The sequence below is a fragment of the Paenibacillus sp. J31R109 genome, from assembly GCF_059692055.1.
The window spans coordinates 270,228-290,872 of the sequence record NZ_JCAUAR010000004.1 but is presented as its reverse complement, the minus strand read 5'-3'; the positions used below and the strand labels follow the sequence as shown (position 1 = coordinate 290,872).

Sequence of the window (20,645 nt, the reverse complement as noted above, 5' to 3'; positions counted from 1 at the left end):
AAAAGAGGTGAACGCTGGTGGATGCTTTTTATCGGCCCACGTGGGTAGAAATATCGTTAGATGCGCTGCGAAGCAACATTGAACATTTTCAGAAAGTACTGCCTGCGGGTATGAAGCAGATGGCAGTCGTTAAAGCGGATGCTTACGGACACGGGGCTGTAGAAGTATCCAAAGAGGTTCTCGCCGCAGGCGTGGATTATCTAGGGGTTGCCTTCTTTGATGAAGCGTTGGAGCTCCGAAATGCAGGCATTACTGCGCCCATTCTTGTACTCGGCTACACGCCGCCAGAGGGGATTAATCGCGCTCGGGAACTCGATGTGACGATTGCGGTATACAGTCGTGACGTATTGGAAGCACTGCGAGAGCAGGGACATAAGCAAGAAAATGCATCGCAGAAAAAGCTGAAGATCCATATCAAATTGGATACAGGCATGGGTCGACTCGGTTTGCACACGGAAGCGGATGCAATTCCTTTTATAGAGGAAGCCTTACTACTGCCCAATGTGGATGTAGAGGGACTGTTTACACATTATGCGAATGCTGACGAAATCGATAAAAACTATACGCTGCAGCAATACGGTCGGTTCGAGCGGATTGTGAGCTATTTTACGGATAAAGGGGAGACGTTCCCTTATATTCACGCGGGGAATAGCGCGGCAGCCATTGACTTGCCGGGCTTGACCTATTCGATGGTACGCCTCGGAATCTCGATGTATGGTCTTTATCCTTCTAGAGAAGTGGATCAATCGAAGATTGAGCTTAAACCGGTGCTGAGTCTCAAAACAGGGATTGTTCATCTCAAAACGCTGCCTGCAGGTTCGGGTGTTAGTTATGGAACGATTTATCACACCAAGGGTGATGAGCAAATCGGGACATTGCCTATTGGTTACGCAGACGGGTACTCGCGCATGCTTTCCACAAAAGCCGAAGTGTTGGTTCGTGGCAAAAGAGTGCCGATCGTCGGCCGGATCTGCATGGATCAATGTATGATAAATGTATCGGATGTGCCAGATGTAGCTGCTTTAGATGAGGTTGTCCTCATCGGAGAGCAAGGCGAAGAACGCATTACCGCGGAAGATGTGGCTGATCAACTAGGGACGATTAACTATGAAATCATCTGTATGATTTCACACCGTGTTGCACGTGTCTACGTGCGAAATGGCGAACGAGTTGAAGCTCTTAATCCTCTCATGCGTCATCGTTACTAGTAAAGGGACCCTACTGCATGAATTTACCATGTAAATTTTGCAGGTTTTGGAGAGGATTTTCAGAATAGGGTATAGAATACTATGTATTAACAATCTTATATCTTATGGTGTAACATATTTGATATACCGGAGGCATATATTCTATTGTATAATTTGGTTTTTGGAATGACATACTGGTAATATTGTCTTTGTATCGTTTCTGGGGGTGCGAGAGTGTGAGTAATGCGCATAATACGAAAAGGATCATGATTAGCTTGCCTGACAATCTGTTGCAAGAAGTGGACGGAATTGTTGAGAAGGAAAACTCCAATCGGAGTGAATTCATTCGTCAGGCAATGAAGCTGTATTTAATTGAACGCAAAAAGCGCAGTCTACGCGAATCCATGCAGCGTGGGTATATGGAAATGGCGAAAATAAATCTCAGCATGGCATCTGAAGCTTTTCAAGCGGAGGAAGAAGCGGACGGAACGCTTGATCGCTTAGTAAGCGGGGTGTAAGACGTGATTGTGAAACGTGGCGATGTATTTTTCGCAGATCTTTCGCCGGTCGTAGGATCGGAGCAGGGAGGAGTCCGTCCTGTTCTAGTGATCCAAAATGATATCGGCAACCGCTTTAGCCCCACTGTGATTGTTGCAGCGATTACAGCTCAAATCCAAAAGGCAAAGCTTCCCACGCATGTGGAAATCGATGCGGAGACGCACGGTTTCGATCGAGATTCGGTCATTCTGCTTGAGCAAATCAGAACAATCGACAAGCAAAGACTGACGGACAAAATTACGCATTTGGATGAAGAAACGATGCGAAAGGTTGACGACGCTTTGCAAATTAGTGTGGGACTGATAGAATTTTGAATAAGGTCTGGAACGGACGAGGGAGGAAAAGTACCCTCGTTTTTTGGTTTGTACATACATATACATATAAAATAAACGGCTCCACCGTCCTCACAGGACGATTGCGTTTATCCAAAAATATAACCAAAATTTGATGTGAAACATTTAAAGTCTTATATTTCGATCAATAGAAGAGAGGTATGACTGTGGCAAATGTGGAGACAGAAGGACTAAAGGCAAAAGCAAGCGCTGGAACGGCAGAAGGTCAAGCAGCGGAGAATATAGCAAACCCAAAAGCAAGTGAGTACGAGGAACCGAAGGAGAAAATCCAGGTTTCTGCAGAGAAGAAAGCGGAGATCCAGGAACGGATCCTGAAACAAATCTCCGCTGAATTACAGCTGCCTGCCGGCAAAGTAAAAACGACGATGGAGCTGCTGGATGAGGGCAACACGATTCCGTTTATTGCACGTTATCGGAAAGAGATGACGGGCGAACTCGACGAGAATCAGCTGCGGGATATCGAGGAGCGCTTGCAGTACTTGCGTAATCTCGAGGATCGTAAGATCGAGGTTGTTCGTCTGATTGATGAGCAGGGCAAGCTGACGGATGAGCTGCGCAGTTCAATTGAACGTGCTGTGAAGCTGCAGGAAATCGAGGATCTTTACAGACCGTACCGCCAGAAACGGAAAACAAGAGCCAGCGTTGCGAAGGAACGCGGATTGGAGCCGCTCGCAGCGTGGATTTGGAAGCAGCCTCGTCAAGGCTCGCTAGAAGAAGAGGCTTCGCGTTACATCAACGCGGACAAGCAGGTTGGAAGCGCTTCTGAGGCGATCCAAGGCGCGATGGATATCCTAGCGGAGAATATCGCGGATGATGCGAAAATACGGGCCTGGGTGCGTCGATACACGCAGGATAACGGCATTATGCGGACAGAGGCTAAGGATGCGAAGGCAGAATCGGTCTATGAGATGTACTATTCCTATCAGGAGCCTGTCAAGCGCCTGCCGCCGCACCGTATTCTCGCGATTAATCGCGGGGAGCGGGAAGAAATCTTGAAGGTTGGTCTAGATGTCCAACCGGATAAAATTCACGATTTCATGCTGCGTCAAATCGTAAGAGGCGATTCGGTCGTAAGAGATGTGCTGCGTAGCATCGTTGAAGACGCTTATAAAAGACTGCTAGCTCCATCAGTCGAGCGCGAAGTGCGCGGTGAAATGACAGAAGCGGGTGAGGAGCAGGCGATTAAGATTTTCGCGGAAAATCTGCGAAATCTCCTGCTGCAAGCACCGATTAAGGGCCATGTGGTGCTAGGTGTCGATCCGGCGTACCGGACAGGCTGTAAGCTGGCCGTCATCGACGACACGGGTAAAATGCTTGAAATCGCCGTCACCTACCCAACACCACCGAATAATAAGGTGGCGGAAGCGAAGGCGAAGTTCAAGCAGTTGATCAGCAAGTACAGCGTGGAGCTGATTGTGATCGGGAATGGGACGGCGTCCCGTGAAACGGAGCAGTTCGTTGCGGAGCTGATCGGTGAGATCAAGGAGCGGAAGCTCAAGTACTTGATCGTCAGCGAAGCGGGCGCGAGCGTGTACTCGGCGTCGAAGCTGGCGCAGACGGAGTTCCCTGAGCTCGACGTGGCCGAGCGCAGCGCGATTTCGATCGCGCGGAGGCTGCAGGACCCGCTCGCGGAGCTTGTGAAAATCGAGCCGAAAGCAATCGGCGTCGGGCAGTACCAGCATGACGTTTCGCAGAAACGTCTGGACGAGAACTTGAAGGCCGTTGTGGAATCGGCCGTTAACCATGTCGGGGTGGACTTGAACACGGCGTCCCCGTCCTTGCTTTCGTACGTGTCAGGGGTCAATGCGACACTTGCGAAGAACATCGTGAAGTATCGCGAGGAGAACGGCAAGTTCAGCTCCCGCCAGGAGCTGTCGAAGGTTCCGCGCCTTGGCGCGAAATCCTTCGAGCAGTGTGTCGGGTTCATGCGGATTGCCGGCGGCCGGAATCCGCTCGACAACACCCCGATCCATCCGGAGTCATACGACGTGGTGGATCGGTTGTTCAAGGAGCTGCGCATCGAGCTTGCGCAGCTCGGCTCTCAGCAGCTGCTAGCGCTGCTGCAGACGTTGGAGCCAGAGGAACTGGCTCCGAAGCTTGGCGTTGGTGTCCCGACGATGCGGGACATCCTAGACAGCCTGCAGCGGCCTGGGCGGGATCCGCGGGACGAAGTCCCCGCGCCGATCTTCCGCACAGACGTGCTGCAGCTGGAAGACCTTGTGCCGGGCATGGAATTGACCGGCACGGTGCGTAACGTCATCGACTTCGGTGCTTTCGTCGATATCGGTATTAAGAACGATGGGCTGGTGCACATCTCCCAGCTCAAGAACGGCTTCGTGAAACATCCGATGGATGTGGTTTCCGTTGGAGACATCGTCCAAGTGTGGGTACTCAACGTGGACCAGAAAAAAGGCCGCGTCGGTTTAACGATGAAGAAACCGCAATAGCAGGTTAATTATGGCAGTTGGGCGTTCGCTCCCAACTGCTTTTTTGCGTGCAACTTGAACCTATTTCTGAGCACCACCCACCTCCTTCACCAAATAAGTCATCGTATGCTGCTGACCAGCAATAAGGGAGAGCGTCCCTTCGGTAGAGAGGCGAATGAGCCACTCGGAAGCGACACGTATATTCACATTGCACTCGGCAGCAACATCGACAAGCCGAACTTTGCCATTACGCCGATTGGCGATCTGAAGGATAAATTGTTTCCGCAACTCCCACACGTCCGCTTCAAGCTCAGTGATGCTTGGGGGCTTTGCATTATATGTAGTGTGTTGTTCCAAAAGGAGAACATTATTTCTAACTTTCAGATGCTCATGCTTCTCCACCTGCTCTACTCCAATTAACTTTGCCTGCAACCCTACTATTCGACGATGCTTCTCACGCATTCTGCGTAACCTTAGGCTGCTATTTTGCTCCATGTCCCGAATCCTCCTTTTTTACCAAAAGCAAAAAAAGCACAAACGAACTGCAGATCAATCTGCAAGTTCGAGTGTGCTTCACTCAAAGTTTGGTATTATGTTCTATCTGGTTACTTATAATTACATTTATTTACAGTATAGAGGGCACATTTCAAATTTGCAACTGTTTTTTCTGGATCTTTCTACAAGTCAGGTATCCCATGTTACTCTTTCAATCTGGGTTATATGTACCCATGGCAAAAAAGCCAGCACTTGTGGCACAAGTACTAGCTTTTTTATCAAAATTTACGCTTACTCGGTCCGTCCGTCGATTGGCTATCAGGCCACTCCTCTTGTGAGCGGCGAGTGCGGTAAAAGTACCAGCTATCGTTCAATAATCGAATTTGTCTGCGGTTTTTGTTCTGGAAGGCACGCATTAATTGATTACAAAGCCATTGTGGCATATGCCCATCCCCTTCTTCGCCATGTACTTATAGCATATGAAGAATGAGGGAAATGGGTGCAGGTCCCGATTGTTTAGAGATCAAATTCCTCTTCGTACCATTGCTCAAGTTGAGCTTGCAAAGCACGAATTTCAGTCAACAGCGAGATCAGCGGGTACGATTTCTCTTGGATACCAGCGAACGTTCTCTCCAAACCATTGATGTAGTCCAGGCCTTGGATAAGCGTATAAGTCGTACCGATCAATTCCAAGTCGTCACATTCCGCAATAACGCGTGGAAGCTGCGGCACATGATCAGCCGTTAATTTCTCTAATTCTTTGTGCAAACGTTGGTTCAAAGCCGTTAATTGATAAGAATAGGAGGAAGGCATTTCGACGAACTCTAGCTGTTGGTCAAGCTTCAAAATCGCATAGCGCATTTGTGGCATGAGGTGTTCAAATCCTTTCTGTATAGAGCATTCGATCTTCTTTTCTACTTGACAGTATAGCCGTACATACGGTACAAATTCAAGTAAGAACTTGTCTTTTGAAGTATTTATGTGTTGGTATTCAAAGTATTTAAGGCTTGTCATGAGTCCTGTTCCTGACTTGTCATTGGGAGTGTTCGTTATGGAAGATCGTGAGCTGCAGCAATGGATCGAGCAGATTTCAATGGAATCGTTCGGCAGGCCCTTCGTTCATCAGGCACGTTTTAACCGAAGATTACGATCGACGGGTGGGCGTTATTTTATGAAATCACATGATATTGAGATCAGTTGGAGCCAGTGGGAGACCTATGGGCGGGATGAAATCGAGAAGATCATCAAGCATGAGCTTTGCCATTATCATTTGCATATTTTGAAGCGAGGCTATCAGCATCGGGATCAGGATTTCAAAACGTTGCTAGCCCAAGTCGGAGGTACCCGATACTGCCAATCCTTACCGCGACCCCGGGCGAAACAGCCCTATAAATATAGGTTAGAGTGTGTGAATTGCAAGACAGAGTATTTTCGCAAACGTAAAATGGATGTCCGTAAATTTGCTTGTGGAAATTGTAGAGGGAAATTGAAATCGTACACACTTGACTTAACAGCGCCTTCATAATAAAATAATACTTGTTCATTCCCTGATAGCTCAGTTGGTAGAGCACTCGACTGTTAATCGAGTTGTCACAGGTTCGAGTCCTGTTCGGGGAGCCATATGGAGAGATACCCAAGTGGCTATAAGGGGATCCTCTGCTAAGGGATTAGACTGCGTAAGCGGTGCGAGGGTTCGAATCCCTCTCTCTCCGTCACGAAATAAGTTCAATGGCATTCATGCCGTTGGGCTTATTTTTGTTCATCTCAAACTCAACCTATTCTAACAATTTTCTAATAAGTGTTAAATGTTTGTCCTCTATAGTGGAAAAAAAGCTTCACGATGGAGGATTCTCGATGACTAAATTATTTTCGATACGCGTACGGCTCATTTTATTGCTATTGATTCCTTCCCTTTTATATTTAGGTACGAGTGTATATCTATTGCAGCTAAACAAATCGAATACGGATGCGCTGAGCTCCTCCTTGTATGAGACGACGGAGAAGAGTACCTCTTTCATTTTGAATGCTGATCGTGATATGTACCAAGCTTTAACGGCCTATCAATTGTTGGTATCGGGCACTTTGACTGCGGAGGAGAAGACAAGCCAGTTGAAGGTGTTGAAGGACAATATTGATCAAACGAATACAAGAGTCGGAGAGGCAATTGCGATTTTAAAAATGAAAGAATTGTTGCAGACCGCACATACCGAGTCAAGGGTGACGATTGAGCAAAGCGCAGCGAGCTTTCAAGCATCCTTCGATCAGTGGAGCAAAGAGGCAAATGCTGTTGTTCAAGCGGGGAATGTTGGTAAAGGGGTATTAAATGAAACGAAGTTGGCGGCTACCTTTGAAAAGGGACGCGAGGGTCTGAATGTTATTGGAGAAATTCTAGACGCATATGCCACCCAAAGTATCAGTGATATTAAGCAGCAAAATAGCAAAACGGCACAAGGCGTCTATGCGGGTGTGGGAATCATCATCGTCCTTCTGTTTGGAGCTGGCGGATGGGTGATTAAGAAAATTATGCTTATGGTTCGCAGGATTTTGACGATTACAGGCAAAGTTGCTGCTGGAGATTTGCGTCATGAGCCTCAGGCAACCTACTCGCAGGATGAATTAGGACAGATTTCAGAATCGGTTGATCATATGGTTGCGAAAATGAAGGGCTTAATCGGCACGATCGCGCATAATACGCAATTCGTGCATGATGCTTCGGTAGAGCTTTCAGATAGCTCCAAAGAGTCTGCCCATGCTGCTGAGCATGTGGCTTCGAATATTCAAGAAATGACCCAGGAAGTCGAAATACAGGCAAGAAGCAGTGAAGAGACTAGCCGAGCGATTGAGGAAATGGCGATTGGGATTCAACGCGTTGCGGAGAATTCAAGTGTAATGGCGGATCATTCATCCTTAACCTCTCAGCATGCAACACTTGGGAATGAGTTACTCTCGAAGCTGCAGCATCAAATTGTAAATATGTTGAGCTCAGTCGAGCAGTTGTCGATGACGGTACAATCGCTAACTCGGAAGTCGGATGAGATAGGGCAGATTGCATCTAGCATTACGAGCTTTGCGAATCAGACCAATCTCTTGTCGTTGAATGCTTCCATTGAGGCAGCTAGAGCTGGGGAACATGGCAAAGGGTTTAATGTCGTTGCACAAGAAATCCGCAAACTGGCCTCACAATCGATCGAATCCGCTGACGGGATCAATCAGTTAATTCACGAGACGCGAGTCGAGATTGAGAGCGTATCACAATCAATGAACGCGACGAAGCAGGAAGCGAGCACGGGCTCGCAAATGATGCAGGAAGTGAATCAGAGCTTTGAGACGATCATGCAATCTGTGACGCACATTGTCACGCAGATTCACGAGACCTCGGCCATCACGCAGCAAATGTCGGCTAGCTCGGAAGAAATCTCGGCGACCATGGATCAGTCAGCTTCAAGTTCGTCACAGATTCTCGTGCGATCTCAGACCGTAGCAGCAGCAACAGAAGAGCAGCTTGCCATGATGCAGAATATCGCTGCTGCATCGGAACAGTTGAAGTCTGTCGTGGATACTTTGAACGAATCTGTGTCTTATTTTAAAATCAAATAAAGTGTGGAGTTAGGGGGTTCTCGTCCTTATTGTTGCGTGGGCATGGGGACTCCTAACTTGTCCGTTATAGCTGGCTTTATTTCCAAGAATTAGGCTTGTCAAAGAAGGGAGAATCCTTTATAATAACACTTGTCGTCCTTAACGGGCTGAAATGTTCAATTGACTTTTGATATGGCCCGTTGGTCAAGTGGTTAAGACACCTCCCTTTCACGGAGGTAACAGGGGTTCGAGTCCCCTACGGGTCATTGTTTTTCTCTCTTGCGGTCGTGGTGGAACGGCAGACACACCATCTTGAGGGGGTGGCGCTCACAAGGCGTGAGGGTTCAAATCCCTCCGACCGCATCCCAGTTTTATAAGAAAGAACCCTTGATTATCAAGGGTTCTTTTGTTTTATACAGAGAGTGCATCGGCGTTGGGTTGTTCTTTAGCGTAGGTCTTGGTCTTCTTCAACTTATTTCCCAACTTTTCTCAAATGGTGGAATAATGGCACATGTCATGGTTATTTGGTGATATTCATCTCTTTGTCTGGACCGTATACTGAGGTTGCACCAATGTCCACTCGCGGGAGGGCCTTTGGTTTACCTTACTATTAGAGGAGAGAGACGAAGATGGATCCCTTATCTATGCGTGGCATTATTACGGTTTTGAACGCCCCTTTTACCATACAGAACGAGCTTGACGAAGTATCACTGCGGCGCAATGTCAGATTATCTATGGAAGCAGGAGTCGTGGGCTTTCTTGTACCAGGTCTAGCTGCGGAACTGTATAAGCTTACGCCGGAGGAAAGGCTTCGTATGACCCGCGCTGTCGTCGAAGAAGCTGGTGGACGTGTTCCTGTCATCGGAGGAGCGACAGCTGCTTCATCTGTAGAAAGGCTCCATTTTGCCGAGCAATTTATTAAACTGGGTTGTACCGGTATTCTGGCAAATATTCCGTATCAGGATGAGAAGCAATATGAGCGGGATGTGCGGGAGATGGCAAGTGTTAAGCCAGGTTTTCTGATGCTGCAAGATTGGGACCCATCCGGATTCGGTGTGCCTGTGCCGCTCATCGCCAAGCTGTTCCGTGAAATTGAGGTTTTCCGCAGCTACAAAATCGAGGTCGTTCCTGCTGGCGTAAAGTATAGTCAAGTCCTTGAAGCGACCGGCGGCGGTCTGCATGTGGCTGGAGGATGGGCGGTGACACAGTTTATAGAAGGCTTGGACCGCGGTATTCATGCTTTTATGCCCACAGGCATGCATGAGCTGTATACCGCAATATATCGATTGTACACCGAAGGGAACAGAGCGAAGGCTGTACAGCTTTTTTATCGGTTACTGCCTGTATTAGCATTTGCGAACCAGCATCTGGACGTGTCGATTCACTTTTTCAAACGACTCTTATATAAGCAAGGCATATATAGTACCCCTCTTGTTAGAGAGCCAATTTTACTGTTCGACCCTTACCATGAGCGTGTTGCGGATGAACTCATTACTTATGTCAAGCAGTTGACAAACGAGCTAGACTCTTTCTATAATTTTAATTAACATAATGATTAAGAAAATAGATGAGGGTGAATAAAATATCGGAACCAACAAAATGATTTACCTGCAGCAAGTGAAACAGCACAATCTTTCAGTCATTTTAAAGGATATATGGAAGCACAATCAGATTTCGCGGATAGAGCTGGTGGAGAGCACAGGATTAACCTCGGGGACTTTAACAAACCTCACCCATGAACTCATTGAAGCGAAGGTCATTCGCGAATATCAGTCGGTGTCGGGGACAGGGTCAGTCGGGCGCAAACGGGTGTTGCTTGCCTTCGATCCGCATTATTACCGAATCATTGGATTGGATATAGGGCGAACCTCTTATGAACTCGTTCTCACCGATCTCACTGGTACCAAATTGCAAGCGATGAACGGCAATATGGATGCAGCATTGGGTCCGGAGGGGTTCCTTTCCATCATCGGGCCTAAACTGGAGTTGCTCAAGAACGAAGTTATAGCGGATGGCAAAAAAATCTTAGGTTTGGGCGTTGGTATTCCTGGACCGATCGATTACGCGAGAGGCAGTCTGATTCATCCTCCCAATTTCGAGGGGTGGGACGGTTATCCTTTGCAGCAAGTGCTCGAAAGCCGCTATGGCATACCTACGATCATCGAGGATGATGCACGAACATCTGCACTTGCCGAAGGCTGGTACGGGTTCGGGAGAAACGGCATGAACCTTGTTAGTATTACGATGGGGATTGGCATCGGGGGGGGTGTCATCTCTGGAGGCGAGATCGTACGAGGTGCGAATGGCTTGTACGGGCAGGTCGGGCATATGACCATTGAGCCGAACGGGATCCGCTGCGAATGCGGTAATCGTGGGTGTTGGGAAACGGTGGGATCGATCCCAGGCATCCTTCGCCGCTGGGGGGGCAACGATCTGGATGCGTTCATGCACGATGTCCGGGATAATAAGGCGGATGCTTGTGCATGTATAGAAGCGACTCTGCAGTATTTAGAGACGGCGCTTGTGAATATCTTTAATATGTATGATCCAGAAGTGATCATCTTAGGCGGTCGATTATATCCGTATCTGAACTCCTATTTGCCACAAATCCAAGATCGGATGAGGAATCGGATTTACGCCTTCGCCCAAGAACGAGTACTATTGCGGCCATCAACGTTTGGCTCATCGCAAAGTGCAATGGGGGCGACAGCTGCCGTTTTTGAAGCCTTGATCTCAAGGCCTGTGGAAATTCTAAGCTTAGTTGGACGTTACGCATGAGGCGGGGTACAAGACATTGGAATGACGTTAATCCGATATTTCCTGACTAAATCGGCGAAATCGTGCGAAAAAACATGAATAGTTGGATTTTACACAACTAAATGACCATTTTTCGCTGATGACGTCCGTTTGGGACGATTTAGTTTGGCAAAATCGGACTAATGAACGATTATAGCCGCCGATAGTGAAAATAGATCGGTAATATCGGACTAATGGAGGTGGCGGCAGGAAACCCTCGGTCCGATATTTCCGAACAGGACTACGTATACCTATTGTCCTTTGTTTTACAGTGAATGTTCAGCAAGGACGGCGTAGCCGTTTATTTTGATTAATTATTTTAATCATTAAGAAATTATTGGGGAGGCCAACTATGAGTCAAATATTGAATCAAATGATTGTGAAATATCCTGAGCTGGAGTCCTGTCTACCCGATATCCAGCGAGCAGTGGAGCTCATAAGCGATTGTTATCGCGGAGGCGGAAAAGTGCTAGTCTGCGGCAATGGTGGAAGCGCTTCAGATAGTGAGCACATTGTTGGCGAGCTCATGAAGGGCTTTATGTCCAAAAGACCGCTCTCGTCTGAAATTCGGGATCAATTGGAGAAGCGTTACCCCGGTGAAGGACATTTTATTGCTGACCATCTGCAAGGGGCTCTGCCTGCCATATCGCTGGTCAGTCATACGGCGCTTGCGACCGCATTTTCCAATGATGTGAGCGCAGAAACGGTATTCGCACAGCAGGTTTACGGTTACGGAGTGAAGGGAGATGTTCTACTCGGCCTAAGTACGTCCGGGAATTCTGCTAATGTCGTGCGTGCTATTCAGGTTGCGAAAGTCCAAGGCTTGACGGCAATCGGCTTAACCGGTCAAAGCGGCGGCAGGATGAATGAGCTGTGTGACGTGACCATTCGTGTGCCGTCAGATCGCACACCGGACATTCAGGAACGGCATTTACCGATCTATCATGCCATTTGCATGTTGCTGGAGGAGGAATTTTTTCAATGATGAGCTACTTGGCCGGAGTCGATATTGGAGGGACGAAATGCGCGCTCAGCTTAGGAAGAGCGAACGGGGAACAGATTGAGATTGTCGATAAAGTTAAATTCGCAACGCCGTCCACGCCCGAAGCGACAATTGCTGCTTTTATTTCGGCTTTGGATGAACTCATGGTGAAGCATAGCCTAGACAAATTGACAGCGATCGGCATCAGCTGCGGAGGTCCGCTGAGCAGTAGGGACGGACTCGTACTGTCGCCGCCTAATTTGCCAGGTTGGGACTCAATCGACATTGTAAGTCCATTTCGTGAGCGATACGGCGTGCCAACAGGTTTGCAGAATGATGCCAACGCTTGCGCATTGGCCGAATGGAAGTGGGGCGCGGGGCAGGGGACCAGCAATATGGTGTTTCTTACATTTGGCACAGGTATGGGGGCCGGCCTTATTCTTAACGGCAAATTGTATGCCGGGACGAATGATATGGGCGGAGAGGTCGGCAACATCCGACTGGAGCCGGACGGGCCAGTCGGCTACGGCAAGGCAGGCTCTTTTGAGGGCTTTTGCAGCGGAGGCGGGATTGCGCAATTGGCGAAGTCGATGGCACTGCAAAGCCTGCGTGAGGGAGGTAAGCCGACGTTCAGCCCCACGGAGGCGGATATGGACGGCGTAACTGCGCAGACGGTAGGCGAAGCTGCACAGCAGGGCGATGAGCTCGCGCTAGACGTCTATCGCGTCGTTGGCAAACAACTCGGACGCGGCCTGGCCGTGCTTGTTGATCTGCTCAATCCAGCGTGCATCGTGATTGGTAGTATATTCGCCCGGCAACAAGCGATTCTGGAGCCGATTGTGCTTGAGGAACTGCGGCGAGAGGCGATTCCGCTGTCCCTGTCTGTCTGCCGCATCGTTCCGGCAGGCCTCGGCGAGCAGGTGGGTGATTACGCCAGCTTATCGGTGGCGTTATATACGTTGCAGAATGAATAAAGATAGGGGATAGACAAAGATGACAATAAAAGCTGTATTATTCGATTTTGATGGCACACTGTCTACATTGCGAGCTGGATGGGAAGAAGTTATGGTTCCTTTTATGAAGGAAAGCATTGTTGGGAACCAGCAGTTAACGGAGGAGGAGAATCTCCGAATGGACAGGGAGATCGCCGATTATATCGATCAATCGACCGGCATTCAAACGGTGTTCCAAATGCGCTGGTTGAAAGAAAAGACGACGGCAGAAGGTTGGAATCCTGAGGTGCTGGACGAATGGGCTTACAAGGCGGAGTATAACCGCAGGCTGCTTCTTTCTGTACATGAGCGAATCAATCGCATGGCGTCAGGTGAGCTCAGACAAGATGATTATTTAATGAAGGGCTCGATCGCATTTCTGCAACTTCTTCAAGATCGTGGCGTGGCGATGTATGTGGCAAGCGGGACAGACCATCCGGATGTCGTTAGGGAAGCGGAGGTGCTAGGTGTCTCGTCCTTCTTTCGAGAAATATGGGGGGCTCCGGTAGGCAAGGCGGAATGCTCCAAGGAGAAAGTGATGAAGGACCTCATTGAGAATAAAAAACTGTCAGGACACGAATTTGCTGTTGTTGGAGACGGGAAAGTCGAAATTCGCTTAGCGAAAGAAATCGGAAGCTTGGCTGTTGGGCTTGCAAGCGATGAAACCGTTCGTGAAGGCGTGAATCCGTTGAAGGAGAAAAGACTGCTGGTGGCCGGAGCGGATGTTATTATCGGCGATTTTACAAATATTGATCAATGGATCACATGGCTTGGCCTCTAGAGGGTGAAAGCGAAGAAGAAGAGTAGGAGGCTCATCCTAGTGGAACAACGTATATCTTTCGCAAATGTGAAAACAAATTCTGTGTATAACCGAACAAATCTTGTAACCATCAAAAATATGGCTGATCCTTTTGCGGACCCATTGCCTGATTGGCAAATTTCGAAGCGAATGGAGGGGCAGTTCGATGAATTAATTGAACGCATTGTTTCGGCAAGGGCTGCCGGTAAGCCTGTCATTTGGTCGATGGGCGCACATGTGATTAAGAATGGTTTGTCTCGTTATATCATTGAAATGGTGCGGGCTGGGATTCTGACCCATGTATCCGGCAATGGAGCGACGAGTATTCATGACTTCGAGCTCGCATTCCTAGGGGAAACATCGGAGGATGTGGCGCGCTCGATTGAGGACGGCTCGTTTGGCATGTGGGAAGAAACGGGACGCTTTATGAATGAAGCGATCCAGCAAGGCGCGACTTTAGGACTTGGCTACGGAGAGAGTCTATACCGGTATTTGGCACGGCAACCGGAACAATTCCCTCATTTCGAAGATTGCTTATTTGCGCAGTGCCAGGTTCTGGGCGTTCCCTATACCTGCCATATTTCAATCGGCACAGATATTATTCATCAACATCCGATCGTCGATTTTGAGGCGTTAGGACGAACAAGCGGAATCGATTTTCATAAAATGTGCGAATCTGTTGCAGGTTTGGAACATGGCGGCGTATTTCTTAATTTCGGCTCGGCGATTTCAGGTCCGGAACTATTTTTGAAGGCATTGAGCATTTGCCGCAACACAGGGTTAGACATGGCGGGCATAACAGCAGCGAACTTCGACATTTTGCCGGTCTACGCTGATATCCAGCCAACGGAAGAGGAGTCAGAATACTATTACCGGCCTAGACGTAATTTTTTGGACAGATTGGGACAAATCGGAGGGGAGGGCTACTTGTTTAACGGGCTTCATCAAATGACGATACCGCAATTGTTTCATCGTATCATGAAGCGGAAGGAAGAGCTTGATGTTTCGTTTCCTCCCATTGCTCGCAACCGTGCTGCGAAAATAATGCCTGAACGGCTCAAGCTGCACAACATACAAGATCGGATAAACCGCCTGAGGATCGAAGATCTGCCTGCACTTGATAATCACTCTTATGAGGCATGCCAGCCTGTCACCGATGACGTAGAATTCCTTGATTTTATCGGACGTTGGACAGAAACGCAAGCTAAGAAGTCCGGGGTCCTTGTTTCCTTGGGCGGCAACGTGATTGGCAGCGGTGTGAATCGCTATTTGATCGATCTGTTGGAGAATGGTTGGATCACTCATCTTGCTGTGAATGGCGCATGCGCATTCCAAGATTTTGAATTGGCGGCTTTCGGCGGAACCGAAGAAGCCGATGATGGAGAATTGGCTGCAGGTCGTTTCGGCATGTGGCGGGAGCCAGGTGAGTACCTGCATGAAGCGCTACGGCTTGGCTATGAGCAAGGCTTAGGTTATGGTCGCAGCTTGATAGCGTATGTGCAGTTGCATCCGGAAAGGTTCCCTTATTTGGAAGCAAGTTTATTGGGAGCCTGTATGAGGCTCGATATACCCTATACCGTTCATATTACGATAGGCACAGATGCAGTGCAGCAGCATCCAGCTGCTAATTTTTCCATTCAAGGCAAGGCCAGCGGCTTGGATTTTCAAAGCTATACGTATGCCGTATCGCAATTGGAGGACGGTGTGTTCGCTAATTTCGGTTCGACGGTTACTGGTCCGGAGGTCTTCCTCAAAGCGCTATCGATTTCGCGAAATTTGGGTTATCCACTAGAGAAAATCACAACGGCAAACTTCGATATCGTGAAGCTTGGCGACTACCACCGCAAGGTCGGGTACGAGGACTGGGACTACTATTATCGTCCGCGCAAAAACATAATTCACAGGCCTACCAGTCTGGGGGGCAAAGGATTTCATTTTGAGGGCTTGCATCAAGCGATGATCCCGGCGATTTGGTCAAAGCTCGCAGCCAAATTACCTCGCATACAAGGAGCTGACAGACATGGAGTTACATCATTTAGGGATTGAACGGTACACTGGATTGACCAGCAGTGGTGCGGAGCGCATTTTGGAGCACATTCCACGGCTGAAGGCGGGCGTGATCGGCGACGGATGTCTGGATATCTACTGGCATGCAGATATGACCAAAAGCGAACTTTCACGGGAAACGCCGCATCACCCGCTGCCGATTGTGAAAGAAATTCTTTCGCCTGGGGCAGCAGGAAATGTGGCGGCGAATGTAAAGGCGCTCGGCTGCGGCGAGGTATATTTCTGCTCCGTATTAGGAAATGACTGGCGCGGAAGTTTGCTCAGAGATACCTTCAAGCAGATCGGCATCGATGACCGATACTCGCTCTATGTGGACGATTGGCTGACACCGGCCTATTGCAAGCCGATTCGGCATGGCATACAGGGGGCGTTCCAAGAGGATCCTCGGCTTGATTTCAATAATCATCGGCCTCTCTCGGATGTGCTAGTTAGCCAGTTGGTGGTGCGTTTGGATCAGATGGCAGAAGTTGTCGACATTATAGCGGTAACAGATCAATTGTATTTTGGCGTCGTAGGTGAAGCTGTGCGAGAGCGGCTCGCCTATTGGGCGGAGCAGGGGAAAATCATTGTGCTGGACAGCCGCGATCGGATCGGAGCGTTCAAGGGCATCATTGCCAAGCCGAATGAAATCGAAGCGCTTCGCTGGGCGGAGCCGAGTCTAGATCCATACGACGGTAGTTGGAGTCACTGGCTGTCTGCTGCACGAAGGCTATCCGAGCATACTGGGGCTCCATGCTGTCTAACTTTGGGAGATAAGGGATCGCTCTGGGTTGAGAAGGGCCGTGCTTATTGGACAAGTGCACGTAAGACAGAGCCCCCGCTCGATATCGTCGGGGCTGGTGATTGCTTCGCATCCGCGTTATTGTGCGCACTCGGGGTCGGCTCAAATGGCATGGAAGCCATGGCTTTCGCACATGCTGCCGCTGCAGTTGTCGTCCGCAAGATTGGGATGACCGGGACAGCGACGCCGCTTGAAATATTGGAAAGTGTGAGGTTGGATCCAGCATGAGACTATATGGGGAAAAATGGACGAGGCGGGAACTTGAAGCAAGGGTTGGCCGTATTGAGCAAGTCGGCGGGATTCGCAGATTTCAGCTTTCGGAAGGAACAGAAGCTGGCACAGAGCAGATACAAGTAAGGACAGGGGCTGGCTTATGCTACTATGTGTCCGCTTCACGAGGGCTGGATATATCGCTAGCGGAGTATGCAGGGGTCCCGCTGAGTTGGCAATCGCCCAACGGTGATGTCCACCCCGCCTATTTCGATGCGCGCGGTGTAGAGTGGCTGCGAACGGCAGCAGGCGGACTGCTTATGACCTGCGGGTTAACGCAGGTGGGATCTCCTTGTGAAGATGAGGGGGAAGCTTGCGGCCAGCACGGTCGTATTCACCATCTTCCGGCGCGGCAAGTGTCGGCGGAGGGCAACTGGCATGGTGATGACTATGAGATGCGGATTCGCGGAGTCGTCGAGGAGAGTTCGATATTCGGACATCAGTTATGTTTAACGCGTGAAATCTGTAGCCGTTTGGGCGACAATCGAATTGTGATCCGCGATCGTGTGGAGAATCGGGGATTTAAGCCTAGCCCGCACATGATGCTGTATCATTTTAATTTCGGTTTTCCCCTGATGGATGAGCATACGACGATTTCATTCCCTAACGGGCAGGTGCGAGCCCGAGAGTCAGAACTGCCACTGGAAGGGTATGATACGTTTCAGGAGCCAGATGTAAATTACCGGGAGCGCGTTTATTATCATACGCCAGATATGGCGGGGAGACAGGACGGTAAGGCATCCGTTGTCATTCGCAATCCTAACTTCCCGTTAAACGCTGGTAATCCCGGAATTGAGGTGGCTCTTACCTGGTCAGCCGACACATTGCCCCGTCTCGTTCAGTGGAAGATGCCAGGTGCAGGTACTTACGTGCTAGGCATTGAACCCGCTAACTGTTGGGTGGAAGGACGTGCAGCGGAGCGAGAGAGAGGTTCCCTCGTCACACTTGAGCCTGGGGAAGCGGTAAGCTATGAATTGGCGTTAGAAGTACGAGGAATTAAAGTGCATAAGTGTATTGAAACTTGAAAGAGATTCTACTAAACGGTCTATAACCTGCTCCAAAAAGGAGCATGGGAATAGGCTGTTTTTTTGTCATCACAGTGAATACGCCAAAACGACTCAACCGATGAGGTCAAATGAATCTAGTAGAAATATGAACCATGAGGTGGAGACATGGAACATATCTATGGAGGCACTTTCTACAACGAGGAACGGCATTTTGTATCATAGCGGAGAAATGAATCAAGGCTTAAATAGTGGAAAAACGGTACTTTAAACGCCGATTTGGATATTCAAATGCTCAAAACTGCTGTGCTATGATCCTCGTGTAAAAAACAAACCAATCACATAGGGGGATTCAGTCTATGGAATCAAACTAGGGAATTGTGGAGATTCTCTGATTTAGATGTAAACGTTTACAGGTTCAGAACACTATGAAAGGGCGTGCCCCAATTTGAAGAAAATGAAATGTTTAGGCCTCCTATTAACTGTCAGTTTAGCTTTTGGTTCATTTAGTACTGTAGTTGCGGATGCAGCAGTGCCGCCAGTACCGGAAGGCATTACTCATTCTAAAATGATGCCATTCGACACGATTGCCAATCACGGTTCCACCATGGTGGAATTGCCGGATCACACATTATTCTCTGTATGGTTTAGTGGAGCTGGAGAAAGAGACGGGAATCAAACGAAATTACTAGGTGCTCGCTCAAATGATGGCGGAGTAACTTGGACACAACCATTTGTCGTTTATGATACATGGGATTTCCCAGATAACAATCCGGTTCTTTTTGTAGATAGCCAAGCGAGATTATGGCTGTTCTATGGTGTCATATACAACGGACAATGGGTATCTACACAAACGAAATATATGTACGCAGATCCAGGCAGCTATGAGTATACCGTTCGCGATGGCGGCAATCCGAAATGGCACTTCCCGCAACCTTTGTACACAAATGTTGGGGATCCAATGGTTGGCAAATCGACTGGCTTCTCTGGTGGCAAGTGGAACTATAATATCAAAGGTTCTGAAATCAAATATGTACTGCCAAATCAAGTAAGTACGACAGTAACCGACGCTACTTATCTTGATCCATCCAAGTATGTAGCCGTAACTTCTAAGTTTAATCCTACTGATACGCGTTATATTACAGACAGCTTTGTTGTCTCGATGCGAAATAAATATGATCAGTATCTATCCTATTTAGAGTCAGCGAAGCCTTACGACGATATCTATACAGGTAGAACGAATGAAATCATCAATTTGCTTACTACAGGGGTTTTTACATCGAATGGCAGTGGTGGCTATTCCAAATATGAGCCGCCAGCGATTAAAAATTCAATCGAACGCGCTGCGGGTGCGGATAATAACGTTGCTGCTTTTGGAGCAATGTACCGTAGACTTGGATGGCAAACCAAAAATAAACCAATTGAAGTGTCACTTGGAAATGGCAAAACGAGATTAATTTTACCTCTATATTCCGATTCATTATCCAATTCCGTATGCGCCTATACCGATGATCGAGGGATCACTTGGAAATTTAGTGATGCCATTGTAGGATCAGGTACGATTCAAGGCTCGCTGATTGAAAAGGCTGATGGTACCATTCGCGGTTACTTTAGAAGCGGAAAGTTAGATGGCCGAAACGGTCGTATGGCATGGCATACAACATATTCAGAGTCAAACGATAAGGGAGCAACGTGGAGTGTTCCGAAAGTCGATCCAAATTTGAAAAACGATGGCGGCTTTGAACTTGCCAAGCTTTCGAATGGCGACTGGCTGCTCGCTACAAATCAAGAGACCGCACGTGGCGTAGTCAAGGCTCAACAAGACGGAAATAGAAGCTCTTTTACATTGTTACGCTCTACTGACGAAGGTCAAACTTGGAAGCAAGTTATGATTAAGGACGGTATGAACAACGGAGAGACCTATGAATATCCATCGGTTATGGTTGATCATAATGGGAACGCGTTGTTTAACTACACGTATAAACAACCTGGTCTAGCATCGATTGGCTTCTCCAAAATTAAGAGCAACGAAATTGTAACACTAGTTGATTCTGTCATATCAGCAACTTACGGTGCTCAGCAATCTCCTACTACAGTGGATGTAACTTTACCGACGATTGGACTGAACGTAGGAGGTACGACAACACTCAATTACGACCTAACCATAGGCGGGAGCACATCAGCTGCAGCGATCAATACACTTACTTTGACTTCCGACGCACCTGCAGTAGCTACAATTAATCCAACAACTGGACTTGTAACTGCCATTAAAGCGGGCACTGCTATGATAACGGCTGTCAGCAACAAATACGGAACCATTTATAAATGCATCATTGAAGTTAGATAAGCTAGCTATTGA

General features: G+C 48.4%; 18 protein-coding genes and 4 tRNA genes. 19 read left to right on the top strand and 3 right to left on the bottom strand.

All coding sequences use genetic code 11. The features are described 5' to 3' along the window. Window positions 1-17 precede the first annotated feature (17 nt). The 4 genes from alr (at window position 18) to AC58QT_RS14185 (ending at window position 4,545) form a co-directional block, all read left to right on the top strand. Window positions 18-1,208 carry an alanine racemase gene (alr, locus tag AC58QT_RS14200; RefSeq protein ID WP_497409534.1) on the top strand — a complete coding sequence of 397 codons (1,191 nt, stop codon included), beginning with the start codon at window positions 18-20 and terminating at the stop codon, window positions 1,206-1,208. A gap of 215 nt (window positions 1,209-1,423) precedes the next feature. Further along, window positions 1,424-1,705, top strand: a complete 282-nt coding sequence (locus AC58QT_RS14195; protein WP_028553892.1) for a CopG family ribbon-helix-helix protein — start codon at window positions 1,424-1,426, stop codon at window positions 1,703-1,705. A 3-nt stretch (window positions 1,706-1,708) separates the two neighbouring features. Next, a complete protein-coding gene (locus AC58QT_RS14190) occupies window positions 1,709-2,059 on the top strand; it encodes a type II toxin-antitoxin system PemK/MazF family toxin (RefSeq protein ID WP_028553893.1) in 351 nt (116 codons plus the stop codon). 305 nt (window positions 2,060-2,364) lie between these two features. Next, window positions 2,365-4,545 (top strand): Tex family protein, encoded by a 2,181-nt coding sequence (locus AC58QT_RS14185; protein WP_497409726.1) that lies wholly within the window; start codon window positions 2,365-2,367, stop codon window positions 4,543-4,545. A gap of 60 nt (window positions 4,546-4,605) precedes the next feature. Here AC58QT_RS14185 and AC58QT_RS14180 read toward each other — a convergent pair whose 3' ends face one another. The 3 genes from AC58QT_RS14180 to AC58QT_RS14170 all read right to left on the bottom strand — a co-directional run bounded on the left by AC58QT_RS14180 (window position 4,606) and on the right by AC58QT_RS14170 (window position 5,889). Beyond that, the gene (locus AC58QT_RS14180; protein WP_497409533.1) at window positions 4,606-5,019 is read right to left on the bottom strand and encodes a hypothetical protein; all 414 of its coding nucleotides are present in this window, start codon (window positions 5,017-5,019) and stop codon (window positions 4,606-4,608) included. 278 nt (window positions 5,020-5,297) lie between these two features. Continuing rightward, entirely contained in the window at window positions 5,298-5,462 is a 165-nt protein-coding gene (gene cmpA / locus AC58QT_RS14175; protein ID WP_141692697.1) for a cortex morphogenetic protein CmpA, read from the bottom strand. A gap of 73 nt (window positions 5,463-5,535) precedes the next feature. Continuing rightward, on the bottom strand, window positions 5,536-5,889 hold the full coding sequence (locus tag AC58QT_RS14170) for a hydrolase/acyltransferase (RefSeq protein WP_497409532.1): 354 nt from the start codon (window positions 5,887-5,889) through the stop codon (window positions 5,536-5,538). 181 nt (window positions 5,890-6,070) lie between these two features. On the opposite strand from AC58QT_RS14170, the gene AC58QT_RS14165 reads away from it, so the two are divergent. From AC58QT_RS14165 to AC58QT_RS14095, 15 genes are all read left to right on the top strand, one after another. Beyond that, window positions 6,071-6,544 carry a SprT family protein gene (locus tag AC58QT_RS14165; protein WP_310499770.1) on the top strand — a complete coding sequence of 158 codons (474 nt, stop codon included), beginning with the start codon at window positions 6,071-6,073 and terminating at the stop codon, window positions 6,542-6,544. A 19-nt stretch (window positions 6,545-6,563) separates the two neighbouring features. Next, window positions 6,564-6,639: transfer RNA gene (locus tag AC58QT_RS14160), tRNA-Asn, on the top strand. A gap of 3 nt (window positions 6,640-6,642) precedes the next feature. Beyond that, window positions 6,643-6,731 (top strand) — tRNA-Ser (locus tag AC58QT_RS14155). 142 nt (window positions 6,732-6,873) lie between these two features. Then, a complete protein-coding gene (locus tag AC58QT_RS14150; RefSeq protein WP_497409531.1) occupies window positions 6,874-8,616 on the top strand; it encodes a methyl-accepting chemotaxis protein in 1,743 nt (580 codons plus the stop codon). 173 nt (window positions 8,617-8,789) lie between these two features. Next, window positions 8,790-8,861 (top strand) — tRNA-Glu (locus AC58QT_RS14145). A 15-nt stretch (window positions 8,862-8,876) separates the two neighbouring features. Then, window positions 8,877-8,958 (top strand) — tRNA-Leu (locus tag AC58QT_RS14140). 266 nt (window positions 8,959-9,224) lie between these two features. Further along, window positions 9,225-10,142, top strand: a complete 918-nt coding sequence (locus tag AC58QT_RS14135) for a dihydrodipicolinate synthase family protein (protein WP_497409530.1) — start codon at window positions 9,225-9,227, stop codon at window positions 10,140-10,142. Between the two features lie 52 nt (window positions 10,143-10,194). After that, entirely contained in the window at window positions 10,195-11,373 is a 1,179-nt protein-coding gene (locus AC58QT_RS14130; protein WP_497409529.1) for an ROK family protein, read from the top strand. A 370-nt stretch (window positions 11,374-11,743) separates the two neighbouring features. Further along, window positions 11,744-12,376 carry a D-sedoheptulose-7-phosphate isomerase gene (locus AC58QT_RS14125; RefSeq protein WP_497409528.1) on the top strand — a complete coding sequence of 211 codons (633 nt, stop codon included), beginning with the start codon at window positions 11,744-11,746 and terminating at the stop codon, window positions 12,374-12,376. Then, the gene (locus AC58QT_RS14120) at window positions 12,373-13,347 is read left to right on the top strand and encodes an ROK family protein (protein WP_497409527.1); all 975 of its coding nucleotides are present in this window, start codon (window positions 12,373-12,375) and stop codon (window positions 13,345-13,347) included. Before AC58QT_RS14125 ends, AC58QT_RS14120 begins: the two co-directional genes overlap by 4 nt. 19 nt (window positions 13,348-13,366) lie before the next feature. After that, on the top strand, window positions 13,367-14,146 hold the full coding sequence (locus AC58QT_RS14115) for an HAD family hydrolase (RefSeq protein WP_497409526.1): 780 nt from the start codon (window positions 13,367-13,369) through the stop codon (window positions 14,144-14,146). 39 nt (window positions 14,147-14,185) lie between these two features. Next, window positions 14,186-16,210, top strand: coding sequence for a GSU2086 family protein (locus AC58QT_RS14110; protein WP_497409525.1), 2,025 nt, complete (start codon window positions 14,186-14,188; stop codon window positions 16,208-16,210). After that, the gene (locus AC58QT_RS14105) at window positions 16,185-17,240 is read left to right on the top strand and encodes a bifunctional heptose 7-phosphate kinase/heptose 1-phosphate adenyltransferase (RefSeq protein ID WP_497409524.1); all 1,056 of its coding nucleotides are present in this window, start codon (window positions 16,185-16,187) and stop codon (window positions 17,238-17,240) included. Before AC58QT_RS14110 ends, AC58QT_RS14105 begins: the two co-directional genes overlap by 26 nt. Further along, window positions 17,237-18,307, top strand: a complete 1,071-nt coding sequence (locus tag AC58QT_RS14100) for an aldose 1-epimerase family protein (protein ID WP_497409523.1) — start codon at window positions 17,237-17,239, stop codon at window positions 18,305-18,307. The genes AC58QT_RS14105 and AC58QT_RS14100 overlap by 4 nt, the downstream gene beginning before the upstream one ends. 436 nt (window positions 18,308-18,743) lie before the next feature. Beyond that, a complete protein-coding gene (locus AC58QT_RS14095) occupies window positions 18,744-20,633 on the top strand; it encodes an exo-alpha-sialidase (RefSeq protein WP_497409725.1) in 1,890 nt (629 codons plus the stop codon). Window positions 20,634-20,645: the final 12 nt, after the last annotated feature.